General features: G+C 31.9%; 16 protein-coding genes. 7 read left to right on the top strand and 9 right to left on the bottom strand.

Annotation, left to right across the window (positions count from 1 at the left end):
- Positions 1-95: 95 nt before the first annotated feature.
- From N2712_01845 to N2712_01835, 3 genes are read right to left on the bottom strand one after another with little or no spacing between them, the layout of a single operon-like run.
- Positions 96-953: a metal ABC transporter permease gene (locus N2712_01845; protein MCX8028717.1), complete on the bottom strand. Its 858-nt coding sequence runs from the start codon at positions 951-953 to the stop codon at positions 96-98.
- A gap of 10 nt (positions 954-963) precedes the next feature.
- Positions 964-1689 carry an ABC transporter ATP-binding protein gene (locus tag N2712_01840; GenBank protein ID MCX8028716.1) on the bottom strand — a complete coding sequence of 242 codons (726 nt, stop codon included), beginning with the start codon at positions 1687-1689 and terminating at the stop codon, positions 964-966.
- A gap of 10 nt (positions 1690-1699) precedes the next feature.
- Complete coding sequence (locus N2712_01835; protein MCX8028715.1) at positions 1700-2569, bottom strand: zinc ABC transporter substrate-binding protein; 870 nt, start codon at positions 2567-2569, stop codon at positions 1700-1702.
- Between the two features lie 210 nt (positions 2570-2779).
- Between N2712_01835 and N2712_01830 the strand changes: the two genes are divergently transcribed.
- Positions 2780-3358 (top strand): hypothetical protein, encoded by a 579-nt coding sequence (locus N2712_01830; GenBank protein MCX8028714.1) that lies wholly within the window; start codon positions 2780-2782, stop codon positions 3356-3358.
- 113 nt (positions 3359-3471) lie between these two features.
- On the opposite strand, the gene lysA is transcribed toward N2712_01830, so the two are convergent.
- Both lysA and pfkA read right to left on the bottom strand, forming a co-directional pair.
- Positions 3472-4695, bottom strand: a complete 1224-nt coding sequence (gene lysA, locus N2712_01825; GenBank protein ID MCX8028713.1) for a diaminopimelate decarboxylase — start codon at positions 4693-4695, stop codon at positions 3472-3474.
- A gap of 31 nt (positions 4696-4726) precedes the next feature.
- The gene (gene pfkA / locus N2712_01820) at positions 4727-5698 is read right to left on the bottom strand and encodes a 6-phosphofructokinase (protein ID MCX8028712.1); all 972 of its coding nucleotides are present in this window, start codon (positions 5696-5698) and stop codon (positions 4727-4729) included.
- Between the two features lie 972 nt (positions 5699-6670).
- Here pfkA and N2712_01815 point away from each other — a divergent pair.
- The 4 genes from N2712_01815 to thiL all read left to right on the top strand — a co-directional run bounded on the left by N2712_01815 (position 6671) and on the right by thiL (position 10620).
- Entirely contained in the window at positions 6671-8290 is a 1620-nt protein-coding gene (locus N2712_01815) for a VacB/RNase II family 3'-5' exoribonuclease (protein ID MCX8028711.1), read from the top strand.
- Complete coding sequence (locus tag N2712_01810; GenBank protein ID MCX8028710.1) at positions 8277-8732, top strand: prepilin-type N-terminal cleavage/methylation domain-containing protein; 456 nt, start codon at positions 8277-8279, stop codon at positions 8730-8732. The genes N2712_01815 and N2712_01810 overlap by 14 nt, the downstream gene beginning before the upstream one ends.
- Before the next feature lie 118 nt (positions 8733-8850).
- Positions 8851-9618, top strand: coding sequence for a fumarylacetoacetate hydrolase family protein (locus N2712_01805; GenBank protein MCX8028709.1), 768 nt, complete (start codon positions 8851-8853; stop codon positions 9616-9618).
- Positions 9619-10620 carry a thiamine-phosphate kinase gene (gene thiL, locus N2712_01800; GenBank protein MCX8028708.1) on the top strand — a complete coding sequence of 334 codons (1002 nt, stop codon included), beginning with the start codon at positions 9619-9621 and terminating at the stop codon, positions 10618-10620.
- On the opposite strand, the gene N2712_01795 is transcribed toward thiL, so the two are convergent.
- Complete coding sequence (locus N2712_01795) at positions 10617-10847, bottom strand: ferrous iron transport protein A (GenBank protein ID MCX8028707.1); 231 nt, start codon at positions 10845-10847, stop codon at positions 10617-10619. The two genes, thiL and N2712_01795, sit on opposite strands and share 4 nt — an antisense overlap.
- 117 nt (positions 10848-10964) lie before the next feature.
- Here N2712_01795 and fliP point away from each other — a divergent pair, with 117 nt between their 5' ends.
- Together fliP and N2712_01785 are read left to right on the top strand one after the other, a co-directional pair.
- Positions 10965-11714 carry a flagellar type III secretion system pore protein FliP gene (gene fliP, locus N2712_01790; protein ID MCX8028706.1) on the top strand — a complete coding sequence of 250 codons (750 nt, stop codon included), beginning with the start codon at positions 10965-10967 and terminating at the stop codon, positions 11712-11714.
- 1 nt (position 11715) lies between these two features.
- Positions 11716-12294 carry a class II aldolase/adducin family protein gene (locus N2712_01785; GenBank protein MCX8028705.1) on the top strand — a complete coding sequence of 193 codons (579 nt, stop codon included), beginning with the start codon at positions 11716-11718 and terminating at the stop codon, positions 12292-12294.
- A 60-nt stretch (positions 12295-12354) separates the two neighbouring features.
- Here the strand turns inward: N2712_01785 and N2712_01780 are convergent, their stop codons facing one another.
- Genes N2712_01780 through N2712_01770 form a run of 3 tightly spaced genes read right to left on the bottom strand, consistent with a single transcriptional unit; the run spans position 12355 to position 14742 of the window.
- Positions 12355-13554, bottom strand: coding sequence for a putative lipid II flippase FtsW (locus N2712_01780; protein ID MCX8028704.1), 1200 nt, complete (start codon positions 13552-13554; stop codon positions 12355-12357).
- A 37-nt stretch (positions 13555-13591) separates the two neighbouring features.
- Entirely contained in the window at positions 13592-14440 is an 849-nt protein-coding gene (locus tag N2712_01775; GenBank protein ID MCX8028703.1) for a DUF58 domain-containing protein, read from the bottom strand.
- A gap of 2 nt (positions 14441-14442) precedes the next feature.
- Positions 14443-14742, bottom strand: coding sequence for a metal-sulfur cluster assembly factor (locus tag N2712_01770; protein ID MCX8028702.1), 300 nt, complete (start codon positions 14740-14742; stop codon positions 14443-14445).
- Positions 14743-14861: the final 119 nt, after the last annotated feature.

Genomic DNA, 14861 nt, shown 5'->3' with positions numbered 1-14861 from the left:
GAAATCTACTAACATCTAGCTAAGATATATTGTTATTGTTAGAAATTTGATTTTCACACTTCTTATGTCAAAAAGTTTGAAAACAATTCTAAAATTCAGACTTTTGGTGAGTTTAAACGATTTATGAATAGCTTGAATATTACGGTAGCAACATATATAAAAACTAAAGTTAGTGTTATAGTTACCCCTGTTGGGGTATCTAATTCAAAGCTTAAGTAGATACCTAAAAATTGAGATATTGTAGTTATAACTATTGAAATTGGTATTATTTCTTTCATACGTTTTGTAATTAAATTAGCAGTAGCTGATGGAAGTGCTATTAATGCTATTGATAAAATTGTACCGACCATTTTTATCATAAGAACTACCACGATTGATACTAATACTATGATAAGTGTTAAAAATAAATTAGGATTGACACCCCTGATCATAGAAAAGTCTCTATCAAAACTTACGATCAAAAGCTGATGATAAAATATCATCGCAACTAGTGTTGTGATAAAAGAAAATATTGCAATACTTGTAATGTCACTAGTTGATATAAGTAATATATTACCAAAAAGATAACTGTTCAAATCTGAATATCTTGGAGTAAAGTAGGCAAACATAATTCCAAGTGACATACCAGCTACCCATACAATGCTAATAGCAGTATCGATTCTTTCCCTGTTCCAGACGTAGAAGAAGCTTATAATAAGTCCCGAAATAATTGCAAAAACCCAAATACCAATAGATGGAGTTAAAAATTCAATACCAAAAACAGTTGCAAGATATAAAGCAATTCCAACTCCACCTATAACAGAATGACTTATAGCACCTGCTATATAAGTCATTCTATTTGCGACTACAAAAGCACCCACTACTCCTATAGGAAAACTTGAAATCAATGAAACCAAAATTGCGTTTCTTAAGAAAGAAATATCTGAAGAAAATAAAGTATTAAAAAAATTCATCAACCCTCCTTTATACGGTGTTTTTATGTACTACCATTTTATCTTCTTTCCTATGTCCAAACATGGTAGCTAATGCTTCTTCAGGAGAAATATGATGTTCAACTACTCTACCGTTATTCACGCATAGTGTTTTATCTGTAAGATTGTTGACAAAACCAGTATCATGGGTTATTACAATTATGGTTTTTGTGCCTTTTAGTTTTTTCAGTGTTTCTCCTATAATTTCTTCACCCTCATGATCAATATTAGACGAAGGTTCATCGAGTATAAGTATGGAAGGAGAAGATACCAAAGCTCTAGCTAGGAGGACTCTCTGCTGTTGTCCTCCTGATAGCGAAAACAAGTGTTCATTTCTGTATTCTAATATTCCCAATGTATCGAGTAATTCATAGACTTTATTTATATCTTTGTTTGATACAAAGCCGAATGGTTTTACTAGTCCACCTAGCACTGTTTCTTCAACTGTGATCGGAAACTGTATATCAAAGTTGCTGGCTTGTGGTACATAACCAAATATTCCATTCAATTCTTTTGGTTTCTTTCCATACACCCTTATGGTTCCAAGATTAGGTTTTAGTATACCTATGAGTAGCTTTATAAGTGTGGTTTTACCAGATCCATTAGGTCCAACTACGGTTACGAATTCTCCCTCTTTTATCCTAAAACTCACATTAGACAAAATAAAGTTAGAATTATATCCAAAGAAGACATTTTCAAAAACTAATGCATCTATCATATTCTGAAATCTAATTATAACTTCCCCTTATGAGGTTAGCAATTTTTCGCATGTTATTCAAGTAATCATAATCAACGTGATCTATCTCGATAACTTTTCCGCCTATTTGACTAGCAACTGTAATAGCACTCTTTTGAGAAAATCCCGACTGTACAAAAACTACGTTTATTTTGTGTTTTTTTGCTTCGTTGACTATTTTGGTTAATTCTCTCGGGGATATTTCCTTGCCTTCTGTTTCGATTGACATTTCTACAACACCGTAATCTCTCTCAAAATATTTAAAGACAGAATGAAAAACTAGAAATCTCTTACCCCTAAAAGGTTTTAGGGTTACTGTTAGATATTCATCTAGTTTATCTAAATCTCTGATTAACTTTTCATAGTTTAACCTATAAAATTCTATGTTATCTGGATCCATCTTTGATAATCTTTCAAAGACATTCTTTGCCATAATCTTCATATTTTTTGGCGAGAGCCACATATGAGGATCAATGCCAATTTGATTCTTTTGACATGCTTTATCATGACTGTGATGATGCTTGACCATTATTTTGTTTATACCTTCAGATATATCTATATCTTCTAAACTAGGATTTGAATTTTTTATAAGCATAATTAAACCCTTTTCAGAGTCTCCCAGACCAATCGAAAAATAAGCTCTAGCTTTGCTTAACTTTGCAACTAAGGAGGGTTGAATTTCAATCGTATGATAATCTTTACCTTTACTAACAACAGAAATAACTTCAAATTTATCTACAACTATTCTGTCAATTAACCACTTAATAGGTTGTATTGTTGTTATCAAAATATCCGTTTTGGAGGAAAACCCAAATGGACAAAATAGCAGTACTAAAGCAACAGTAGTTACCTTTTTTGTCATATAATGCCCCCTATATCTACATCCTATGGAAGGGTATGTAATATAATATACAAATACTTACATGTTTCAATCAAGTGTCTTAAGTGCTGATGAAGTTCGAAATAGATGGAATATTCCAAACTATCACAAGAGACGGGATTTAAGTTTTAAACTCGTCTATTTATTAGATTTATAGTTATGAATACTCATACACTTGCGATAATATAAATAATGCGATTGAGAATATTTTTTGTAATAGTATTAATCTTCTTTAGTGCATTTGATCTCTATCCCAAAAAGCTAACCATAAATGGAATAGAGGTAGAAGAGAAAGATATAAATAAATACGATGAATATTTAACGTACAGAGCAATAGCAGACATGGTATTCGAAAATTCAAAAGTAGCATCGCTTAAATATTATGAAAGAGTTTTGAATGCTTTCCCTAGTGACTTTGTATCCCTTTCAAGAATGTCTCTAATATATGCTTTAAGAGGCATTCATTCATTGTCGTTGAACTATGGAACAAATGCTCTAACAGTGCACAAAAATATGGACAAGAAGAAGGTATATACTCTAAATTACATTGAACTTATGGTTGCACTGTCAATTTCATATGCTTTAGTAAATGATGAAGCTAATTCATTTCTATATCTTGATGAGGCTAGAAGGAGCTTGTCGAAAATAAGTCTTTTCAAAACAGATTTCAAAAAGGCATCTGAGTTAGTAAATTTGGCGAATTCAACATATAGAAAAACATTTTACAATATATTATCTGTTACGGATACTAATATCATAAACAGACCGTAGAGCTTTATTACTTTCGGTACTGAAGGACGAATCGGATAGCTATATTTAAACAACGCTATATTTGAAATCAATCTAACTTTACAGTGAAGGTTGAAATTAGCAAAATTTATAAATTATAGGATATATTTGAGATAATTCCTTTCAGAGATTTTTATTTTACCATCTTTTGCTACTAATTCTCTAGGTAATTTCCTCAGATTATAATGTGAAGCCATAGCAAATCCGTAAGCTCCAGCGTCAAATATACCTATTATGTCACCATATTCAGCTTTAGGAAGTTTTATAGAAACCATTCCTTTTTCATTTCTGGTAAATACATCTCCACTTTCGCACACATTACCTGCTATTACTTGCTCTTCGTAGGTATCCGAGTGAAGTTTGGAAAGATTTATTATCTCGTGATAGCTACCATACATAACAGGTCTAACTAAATGATTAAATCCTGTATCTACAATTACAAATTTATAGTCGGGCGTGTATTTTATTTCAACAACTTTTGTTAACAAGACCCCACTCTCTGCTACTAAATAACGTCCAGGTTCCAGAAGTAGCTTCACATTTCTTTTTTCCTTGTTTGAAAAGGAATACATAAGTTCAGATATTCTTTCACCGAAACTTTTAAGGTTAAAAGGTTTTTGGTTTGGTTTGTAAGGAATACCTATACCGCCGCCTATGTCAATGAATTCAACATTTTCAAACGTAAGAGATATATCAAGTGCTTTTTGTATTGCTTTTATATAAACTTTGTAATCCAAAGCGCCTGATCCTATGTGAAAATGTATACCTGATATTGTTAACTTGTATTTTTTTGATATACTCTTTACATCTTCAAGGTAAGATTCATGTATACCAAACTTACTTTGGGTTCCACCTGTTATGACATGATGATGGTGTCCAGCTCCATAATCTGGATTTATTCTTATGCTTATCTTACTTCCTGGGAATCTGCTACCTATTCTTTCAAGTAGATCTGTTGAACCAACATTTGGAATTATGCCGTTGTTTATACAAAACTCAATTTCCTCATTAGATATACCTATTCCTGTAAATAGGATGTCTTCTCTATTAAAGCCGATATCTAAAGCATACTGTATCTCTCCTGTTGATATTGTGTCAACACCTAATCCCAAATCTTTCATCAGGATTAGTATATCGTAGTTGAAGTTAGACTTCATAGCGAACAGTATTTTCTTATTTTCATACGGTATAGAACTAACAAGGCTATTGTAATTCTGGATTATCTTGTTGAGATTGTATAGGTAAATTGGAGTTTGGTAATTTTTTGCTAGTGAAACTAAATCTATGCCATTGAAGTTGTCTAATTTGCTTACGTTCACATTAACCTCCATATGACGCAGTATCAAATTACTATATTGAGAATATTTCGATTAATCTATGGGTTTCATAATCAAAATCTTTTTTCTTCTCAAATGCCTCTTCAAGAGGTATAGAAACTAGTTCATTAGATACTATTCCAACCATTTTATCTGTTTCTCCTTTTAGTAAAAGTTCTACAGCATAAGCTCCCATTCTTGAAGCATAAATTCTATCAAGAGCGGTTGGGGATCCTCCTCTTTGTAGGTGTCCTAGAATTGTAACTCTTGTTTCAAAACCTGTTTTGCCTTCGATGTACCCTGCTAGTTGTAATATGTTCATAGAACCTCTAAAACCTTCGGACATTACTATAATACTACTAGTTTTACCTCTCTTCCTACCGGTTATTATTCTGTCAATTGTGTCCTCTATGTTCTTCTTAACCTCTGGTACGAGAACATCTTCTGCTCCTGAGGCAAGTCCAACCGCACTTGCTATGTATCCAGCATCTCTCCCCATAACTTCAACTATAAATAATCTCTCATGAGATGTAGCAGTATCTCTTATTTTATCAAGTGCTTCCATGGCAACATTTATTGCTGTATCGTAGCCTATTGTATAATCAGTACCTTTAATATCGTTGTCAATGGTTCCAGGTACTCCTATTACTCTTACACCAAAGTCTTTGTAAAGTTCATGTGCACCTCTAAATGATCCATCTCCTCCTATCACAACAAGTGCATCTATACCAAACTTTCCAAGATTTTCAACTGCTTTCTTTCTTACCTCAATATTCTTGAATTCAGGAAGTCTAGCAGTATAAAGTATTGTACCTCCTCTGTTTATTATACCACCGACAGAGGATACATCCATTTCAAATATTTCTCCATTAACGAGACCTTTGTATCCTCTATATATTCCATAAACCTTAAGATTATTGTATATGGCATATCTTACAACTGCTCTTATACAAGGATTCATACCAGCTGAATCTCCACCACTGGTTAAAACGCCAATGCTTTTCATAAAGCCTCCTTTAACCTTATTTGTAAAGGTATATGAACTAAATTCTATTAATAAATCATATCTTTCTACAACTCCAGAATTAAATATTGTATGGTTAAGAATCTATTTTGGTATACACGCTATATCCTGAAAATTTTGGTTTTGTATCTATCTCCGAGATTTGTAATAGAGTTTACTACGAATTAATGAGTAAGAAGCTATTATTTCCTTGTAAAATAGAGTAAGAAGATGACAAAGGGAAAATATACATCGCTTTATCAAAAAACCTTCTGCTTGGCCTCTCACACAAGATTATAAAGGAAGTAGAGAAGTAGTTATTTCAATCGTTTTTCTAGGAGTTTTAGGATGTCTAAGCTCTCTCAAGGGTGGAGAAGAAAGTAAGACCAGGAGTGGAGTATGGATTTGTGAGAGTATTTTTGGATAGGGTAGGTGTTGCAAATCAGATTGTGGTATGGAATGTGAGAGTAGAAGATTAGATGAGAAGAAAGGTTATACAAGGTGATGTGATGTTAATTTAGTTATCTACAAGGGGGATGATATATATAACTGGTAGTTTCTACTGCTGATTTACAGCTTATGAAGTGCTGGAAGTATGGAGGAGTAGGGTAAAGTTTCGGAGATGTATGGAGGGGTTTAGGAATGAAGAGTATGATGGTAAAAGACTTTAGGAAAGTTGTGAAGTTAATTTTGTTTTTAGCATGGTGGTGAATTTTGGGGTGATAGTAGGAGAGAGTTTAAGATGGCAGTTGAAGGATGAGGTATTCTGGACATTTTATATTCTTCTACGTTATAGATAGGTTGGATATTGCTAAGGTTAGGGGAGGAAAATTTTAGGGTTATTTCGATGAATTGTGAATATGAAGTATTCGAAATACTATTCAACAAGAAAATACCAAGCTTAAGAAATGTATTTTTGAAAGGATTTTTATAATTTGTTAATAATTTGAATTGAGTATGTTAGGATAAGTAGGAATGAAAAAGAAGATTCCGAGTAAGATAAAGAAACTAGAGTTACTATCAAAGAGAGAATTACTAGAAGAGATTTCCAAGCGCAAAAAGCTTCCTTGGTTGGATGAAAGTTTGTTTGAAAAAAATCCTTTACTTGATATTTTGCTTACAATAAGGAAATACGATATTCACTATAGGTTTCCGAAATCAGTTATTAGAGAAGTCAGAAGAATGAAGTACAATATAACAAAAGAAGACTTGGAGGATAGGATTGATTTAAGAAATGAGTTTATTTTCACAATAGATGGAGATGATGCAAAAGATTTTGATGATGCTGTTTCAATTGATGTTAATGATAAACATTACATACTTGGAGTTCACATAGCTGATGTATCGCACTATGTAAAGCCAGGTACTAGTCTCGACGAAGAAGCTCTCAAAAGAGGTAATTCTACTTATCTTATTGATGTGGTTTTCCCGATGTTACCATTTGAGTTGTCAAATGGTATATGTAGTCTTAACCCAAATGAAGATAGACTCACAATGTCAGTAGTTATGTGGATAAATAAACAAAGTGTGGAAGTTGATAAATTTGAAATATTCAAATCAGTGATAAAAAGTAAGTATAGATTAACGTATAGTTACGTTGAGAAAGTTTTAAATAACCCAAGTTTGGAGAATGATAAGAAGTTAGCTACTACACTATTGCTTATGTGGGAACTTGCTGAGAAACTACACAGTAAAAGAATATCAAAAGGGGGTATAGATTTTAATTTTAAAGAAACTAAAATATACCTTGACGAAAATGGAAATCCTCTGAAATTTGAAGTATATCCTAGGATGAAATCTGAAAGACTTATAGAAGAGTTTATGCTCATAGCAAATAAAACAGTTGCTAAATTTTTGGCTGATAAAGGTCCCTCCATCTTTAGGATACATGAAGAACCAGATCATGAAAGTATTGAAAATATATCCAGAATAGTGTCACTTTTTGGCTTTAAACTACCACCAGTTGAAGACATAAGATCATCACATTTACAAAACATCATAATGAATGTGTCACAAAAAGAATACGAAGAATTCGTAAACTATATTATACTTAGGTCTATGAAACAGGCGAAATATGACACTAACAACATAGGTCATTATGGACTTGATTTCGAGTACTATACACACTTCACTTCACCTATAAGAAGATATCCTGATTTGATAATTCATAGACTTGTTAAGTTTGCATTATCCCCAAAAAGAAAAAGACCAAATTCGTTGTCTATTCAAAAACTAAAGAAGATAGCAGAACATTGTTCTGAAACAGAAAGGAATTCTGTATCAGCAGAGAGATTTATTGCTAAACTTAAAGGAATAAGATTTATAAAAAATTATTCTAGCGAGTATTTTGATGCAATAGTTTCTGGTCTCAAAGAAGATGGTATATTCGTTCAAATAGTTCAAAATGGTATAGAAGGATTTGTATCCTTAAAGGACTTAGGTGAAGATTTTGAGTATAACAAAGAAAATAATATGTTGGTATCTAAAAAAACAGGTTCTAGTATAACCATAGGAAATAAGTTGAAAGTAAAGCTAAAAAATTACTCCTTAATAAAAGGATTTCTCGATTTCGAAGTATATAATGAAACACAATAAAGCATTTTCGCTAGTTGAAATAATGATAGTAGTTACTCTATCTTCAGTTATCTTTTTGGTTGTTTATAACCTAATAGCAATTGGAGTTAGATTCTTTGAAACTTTTTCAAAGAGACTCGATTTTTCCGTAAATCTATTTTTGAAAGATGTTGAACTAGAGGTAATAAATTCACAGACATTTAACGTTAACAGGGAAACTATAGAAGTTTTGAAACCCAATTCAACTATTACATATCGTTTAGGAAAGTATGATAGCAATACCTCTTCTTTGAAGATAAAGAAAGAAATTGCATTTCAAAATTCTAGGTATGTAAAAAGCTTCGTGTTGAAGGATATTTTTGAAGTAAAGGCTGAGAAGAAAAGTATATTTCTGAGAGAAAAAATATTTCTGACAATTGTAGATGTTAAAGGGAACACAGTTTTTGAAGGTTACATACCCTAAAACTTACATTAACCGTGATACCTTCCAGAAATCAGTTTGGATTTACTAATCCAATCTTGGTTTAAGCTTTTGTGTCTAAAATTGAAAAAAGTTAACGGTTATATTTACCTTATAAAATATGAAAATATGTAGGTACAGTTTTGAAAAAAAACACGGATGGGGGGTTTTTGACACAGACAATTCTATAATTATACCTATAAAAGGCAACATATTTGAGGATTTTGAGTTAGAGGAAAAAAGTATACCTTCTAAAGAAGTTAGATTGCTACCACCTGTTATACCAAACAAAATTATATGTATTGGTTTAAATTATCGTGATCACGCAGAAGAACTAGGAATGCCGATACCCGAAGAACCAGTACTTTTTTTGAAACCACCAACAACTATAATAGGTCATGGTGATACTATAGTAGCACCTAGTTTTACTAAAAGAGTAGATTATGAAGCAGAATTAGGAGTTGTTATTTCGAAAATTTCTAAGAATGTTTCCATTGAAGAGGCAAAAGAATGTATATTAGGTTATACTTGTGTAAATGACGTTACTGAAAGGTATTTTCAGAATAAGGACGGCCAGTGGACAAGAGCAAAATCCTTTGATACATTCTTTCCTATTGGTCCTTGGATAGAAACAGACATTGATTGGAAAGGATTAGGTATTAAAGCATACCTTAATGGAGAACTCAAACAGAACTCTACAACTTCAAACATGATTTTTAGCGTTGAGGAGATAATAAGTTTTGTATCTAAAATTATGACACTCTTTCCTGGAGATATTATTGCTACGGGAACTCCACCAGGTGTAGGGGAGATGAAGGATGGTGATGAAATTGTTATACAAATTGACGGTATAGGAGCTTTGAAGAATTATTTTGTCAAGGAGAAATAGATGAAAGTTGATGAATTTACTCTCATAGAGTACATAAAAGAGATAACAGACTCTTATGGCATTCCAAAAGACGTCATAGTGCCCAATGGAGATGATTGTTTTGGTTTTGTGAATAAAGAGGGTATTTCAATAATGACGACGGACACAGTAATTGACGGAATACACTTCTTAAAAGAGAAGTTTTCACCATACGATATAGGTATCAAAAGTGCTATCGCGAATATAAGTGATATAGCTTCTATGGGAGGAATACCAAAATATGCGTTAGTGTCGCTTATCATACCTCAATACTTTGATCTTGATTTCATACTTGATTTGTATAGAGGTATGGTTCAGGTATTCATTGGTCAGAGTGTCTATATAGGAGGAGGAAATATATCAAAAGGTAGAGATCTTACAATATCAATAACAATCTTTGGTGAGGTTGATAAAAAACCCTTAACAAGAAGTAATGCAAAACCTGGAGATAGAATATTTGTAAGTGGTTTTGTTGGGGATTCTTCTTTAGGATTAGAAATACTGCTAAAACAAGGTAAAGGACCACAACTGTCAGAGATAGAAAGTTATTTAGTTTCAAGACATGTGCTTCCACCAATTAGGGTAGAACTCGGACTTCGTATAAGAAACATTGCTACATCTTGTATAGACATAAGTGATGGCCTTATACAAGATATATCACACATAATGAAAGCATCAAAAGTAGGTGCAAAGATATCATTAGAGAAAATACCTACAAGTGAACAGTATAGCATTTACATATCAAGAGAAAAACGTTATAATTCTCTTGTTGACTTTTTTAAATATCCCTTATCAGGTGGTGAAGATTATGAACTAATATTTACGGTACCGCCTAATAAGGTAGAGGAAATAGGTAAAATATCTTCTGAACTTTCTATACCCTTGTCAGAAATAGGAGAAATAACTGAATCGAACGAATTAGAATTATTCTACTTCAATGAGAAGATTGATAAAGTAAGATATCAAGGATGGAAACATTTTTAGGATACTTCTACTATAACTTTATCAGCTTCTTCTTTTCTAAGAGCAATTTTAGCAGACTTTACATTTATAACTATAGGAGATCCCATAGGTGATACATTTTCAACTGAGAAATTTTCACCTTCTAGTATACCCATAACTAGAAGCTTCTTCTTGAAATCCTTTGCACCATCTATTTTTAGGATTTTACCTATGCTGCCTTGAGATGTATTGCTTAGTTTCAAAGTCATACTTCTATAATATAAGAATAAATAAAGATTTTTCAACAAGTTGATAATGGAGGAGATTGTGAAAGATAGGAAAAACTCAGTAGAAAGACAGGAATTAACTTATATAAAATTTGGTTTATGAGAATTTTCAAAGTGGTTATTGTATCTGTTTTTATATTATTGACAGCGGCATCAATATTATCAGCACAAACACCACTACCTAGGTTTACAATAGGTGTAGATGAGGCAAGAACACCACAGGAAGTGTCGGTATCACTACAAATATTGCTTCTCCTTACCATACTTTCTCTAGCACCATCAATACTCATTATGCTAACATCTTTTATTAGGGTTTATATAGTACTAGCATTTATACCTAGAGCATTGACAACTCAAAACATACCACCCAATCAAGTATTGATTGGGCTAGCGTTATTCATAACTTTATATATTATGTGGCCGATTTTTACGAAGTCCTACAATGAAGGAATAAAACCGTACATAGACGGCAAAATGAACATAGAAAAAGCATTCGAAAACACAATGAAACCTATAAGGGAGTTTATGTTTAAACAAACCAATGAAAAATACATTTATCAGTTTATAAAAATAGCAAATTTACCACGACCAGCAACAAGGGATGATGTACCAACTTATGTGTTAATACCAGCTTTCATTGTAAATGAATTAACAGTATCATTCTATATGGGAGCGATATTACTAATACCGTTTCTCATAATAGACATAGTAGTTTCTAGTATACTTATATCTATGGGTATGTTCTTTTTACCACCTGTTGTCATATCTTTTCCATTGAAGATAATATTTTTCTTTTTGATAGATGGTTGGGCTTTGACAATCAATAAATTAGTTTTAAGTTTTTTCTAGTATGAAAGGTGTAGATAGGTGCATTCTAAAGGAAATAGTTGATGTGGCTAGAATCATGTATGAAAAAGGGTACATAACCTCAAAGGAAGGAAATCTAAGCTACAGAGTTGAAGACAAGATTGTTATAACACCTTCAGGGATACCAAAATTCAAACTTTCGGAAGAAGAGATAGTTGTTGTGAGAATCGAAGAACTTAGAAAAGGTATAAGAGGTAATGCATCAAGTGAAGTATTTACTCATCTAGCCTGTTATGATACTGATACCACCATTAAATGTATCTTACATGCACATCCTGAAAATACTATAGCTTTAAACCTTATAGGACATAACTACAAAACTAAATTCTTAGCAGAAGCGGACTATTTCCTAGGAGATATATTCATAACTGAATATGCAACTCCTGGGACACCAGAAGGAGCTAATGTTGTGAAAGATGTAGAAAACGATGTTATAATCCTAGATAAGCACGGAGTTATTATAAAAAGTAGAGAGAATCTATGGGATGCCTTCTATAAACTAGAGGTACTAGAAAAATACTCATCAATAGTATATAAATATTTACTTTTCAACCAACGGTAGTACATATTAGTCTTCAAAGCATAAAAATTTTCTTATCAAATCCTAAATGCTAGATAGATTTTAGTATCTCTTATTAGTAGTTGCTAAATAAGTTGAGGATATACTTACGTGTTCCTTATAACATCTGTATATTATTCCTATTGCTGAAAGAGAAGTTATTATGTTTGCTCCACCATAGCTTATAAGGGGTAAATTTGTGCCTGTTGGAGGTAGTAAACCAGTTATCACTAGTATATTAACAATCCCCCATACAGATATTAAGGAAGCTAAACCAACTATTAAAGGAGTTTTATAAGTGTCCTTAATTCCTATAGCCAGTTTTAGAGAATAATAGAAAAAAAGTGTTATCAGAAGTAAAACTATTGAAGTACCTATTATACCAGTTTCTTCACCTATTACGGCAAATATTGAATCTGTGTGAGATTCCGGAAGAGACTTTTCTTTTATTATTCCATTACCCAAACCAACTCCAAATATTCCATTTTGAAAAGACTTTATCATACTTATGTAATGATATCCCTTACCAAAAGGATCAGACCACGGATCTAGAAATGCTATTATTCTATTCTGAAGATAAGGGAAATTACTGCTAATCAAAAATATAAAAATTGAAGATGTCAGTATAGTCAAAAATATCTGTATAACTGGTATTCCACCAACATACATAACTATTATGCCGCTTAAAAGTATCAAAAAAGCCATCGATATATCAAGTTGAAGAGAAATTATCATGAAAAATATTGTTACAACTAAAAAAATAGGTAGGAATACGTTAAAAAAGTTTTTAGTGTCTTTCTTTCTAGACATTACAACAGATATATATATTATAAGTACCATCTTTATGACTTCAGATGACGATATGTTAATAAAACCTAAGTTAATCCACCTAAAAGCATCACCCTTTGCCTTACCTATCCCAGGAATGAATGGTAAAATTCCAACCACTATACCTATAAGTAAAATTAGTTTAACATATCTTTTGTAGAATGAAGTGTCTATTTTAGATAACAAAATCATAGAAACAATACCTATTAGGATCCATAAAAGTTGCTTAAGGAATAAAACAAAGGGGTTACCGTATTTCTGAAGTGAGCTTAAATAAGTAGAAGAAAGTATGAAAGTAAGTCCTACTATTATAAGTGAGATTGAAGTTATGAAAATCATCTGGATATACAATAACAAATTGTCTCTACTATCGATTTTATCTATCCTGTATCCTAAAGAAAAATCTTTTTCAGCTATTCCTCTAATAGAATCCATAAGAAAATCTTCGGATTATATTGTTATTCTTAAACTACTAGAGGTTTTTCTTTAAGGTAATATAGTATGGTATAGAAGTGTTAAATGTAACTAGAGTGATTTTGTTATCTACAGCTGCAAGGTATATCTTCTCTAAAAACGAAGAAAACTTTTCTAAGTATCCTTTACTTACTTCACTCAAATGTACAAGTTTTTTGGTATTACCTTCAGGTTCAATAAACTCAACAAATTCCCCTTTCAGGAAGTTTATCTCTTCTTCTGATAAAACTTGAAATATCACAATATCCTTCTTAGGAAACAACTTTCTCAGTAATGAAATCTCCTGAGGTTTTATAAATATCAAGTCAGAAATTATCAGTACATTAGATTTATTATTTATATATTTTGAAGCAATCTTAAGTGCATTGGAAAAGCTAGTCTTACCTAGAGGCAGAGTATTTAGTAGTACATTACTTAACCTACCAAATTTTTTGAGCGTAACAGATAAAACACTATTAACTGTCTCATTAAATGTTGCAAACTTTATAGAGTAACCTTCATTTACTAGCTTGTATGCCACTATACTTACCAGAAATTTTGAATACTCAAGTTTACTTATCCTTGTTCCTGCAGTCATTGATTTGGATACATCCAACATTATGAGTACATCTTTGGTTACATCAGTTGAGAAAACTTTCGAGTATAATCTTTCTGTTCTTGCATATATTTTCCAATTTATGTTTTTAAGGTCATCAGAATATTGGTACTCGCGATGTTCAAGAAATTCATTGTTATTTCCTTTGACATTAATACTCTTATTAGTGTTTTCAGATACAAAATATCGTTTAAATATTCTGTCGATACTAATATTTTTGAGATAATCTATTGCTACTTTTTCAAGGTACATTTTCAGTAGAATATTCCAAGAGCTTGTTTACCTTCATCTGAAATCATATCTATCGACCAAGGTGGATCAAAAACTACATTAACTTTTACATTTTCAAACTTCGCTTTGAGTATTTCTTCAACCATATTTATAATAGTTGGTCCTATAGGACAACCTACTGATGTTAGTGTCATGTCAAGTTCTATGCTTTTAGCATCTTCACTTATATCTATTCTGTATATCAATCCTAAATTAACTATGTCAAGACCTATTTCGGGATCATATATTGCTTTAAGAAGATCTAAAACCTCTTCTTTTGTCATATCTCGAATCCTCCGGTTTAGAATAAGTTAATAAACAAGAATAATTGTGTCAATAGAAAGCAATTTGAAACTTGATTATCAATTAACTGTTTGGCCGAGAACTACTCTAGGCTTAGTTT

It is taken from the genome of Brevinematales bacterium, from assembly GCA_026415355.1.
Lineage (GTDB): Bacteria > Spirochaetota > Brevinematia > DTOW01 > DTOW01 > SKYB106.
The sequence above is the reverse complement of the archived record's forward strand: the minus strand, read 5'-3'. Positions and strand labels throughout refer to the sequence as shown.

Bases quoted from the DNA above. Each gene is read 5' to 3' on its own strand.
- N2712_01845 (MCX8028717.1), bottom strand. From the start codon at position 953: ATGAATTTTTTTAATACTTTATTTTCTTCAGATATTTCTTTCTTAAGA.
- N2712_01840 (MCX8028716.1), bottom strand. From the start codon at position 1,689: ATGATAGATGCATTAGTTTTTGAAAATGTCTTCTTTGGATATAATTCT.
- N2712_01835 (MCX8028715.1), bottom strand. From the start codon at position 2,569: ATGACAAAAAAGGTAACTACTGTTGCTTTAGTACTGCTATTTTGTCCA.
- N2712_01830 (MCX8028714.1), top strand. From the start codon at position 2,780: ATGCGATTGAGAATATTTTTTGTAATAGTATTAATCTTCTTTAGTGCA.
- pfkA (MCX8028712.1), bottom strand. From the start codon at position 5,698: ATGAAAAGCATTGGCGTTTTAACCAGTGGTGGAGATTCAGCTGGTATG.
- N2712_01815 (MCX8028711.1), top strand. From the start codon at position 6,671: ATGAAAAAGAAGATTCCGAGTAAGATAAAGAAACTAGAGTTACTATCA.
- N2712_01810 (MCX8028710.1), top strand. From the start codon at position 8,277: ATGAAACACAATAAAGCATTTTCGCTAGTTGAAATAATGATAGTAGTT.
- N2712_01805 (MCX8028709.1), top strand. From the start codon at position 8,851: ATGAAAATATGTAGGTACAGTTTTGAAAAAAAACACGGATGGGGGGTT.
- thiL (MCX8028708.1), top strand. From the start codon at position 9,619: ATGAAAGTTGATGAATTTACTCTCATAGAGTACATAAAAGAGATAACA.
- N2712_01795 (MCX8028707.1), bottom strand. From the start codon at position 10,847: ATGACTTTGAAACTAAGCAATACATCTCAAGGCAGCATAGGTAAAATC.
- fliP (MCX8028706.1), top strand. From the start codon at position 10,965: ATGAGAATTTTCAAAGTGGTTATTGTATCTGTTTTTATATTATTGACA.
- N2712_01785 (MCX8028705.1), top strand. From the start codon at position 11,716: ATGAAAGGTGTAGATAGGTGCATTCTAAAGGAAATAGTTGATGTGGCT.
- N2712_01780 (MCX8028704.1), bottom strand. From the start codon at position 13,554: ATGGATTCTATTAGAGGAATAGCTGAAAAAGATTTTTCTTTAGGATAC.
- N2712_01775 (MCX8028703.1), bottom strand. From the start codon at position 14,440: ATGTACCTTGAAAAAGTAGCAATAGATTATCTCAAAAATATTAGTATC.
- N2712_01770 (MCX8028702.1), bottom strand. From the start codon at position 14,742: ATGACAAAAGAAGAGGTTTTAGATCTTCTTAAAGCAATATATGATCCC.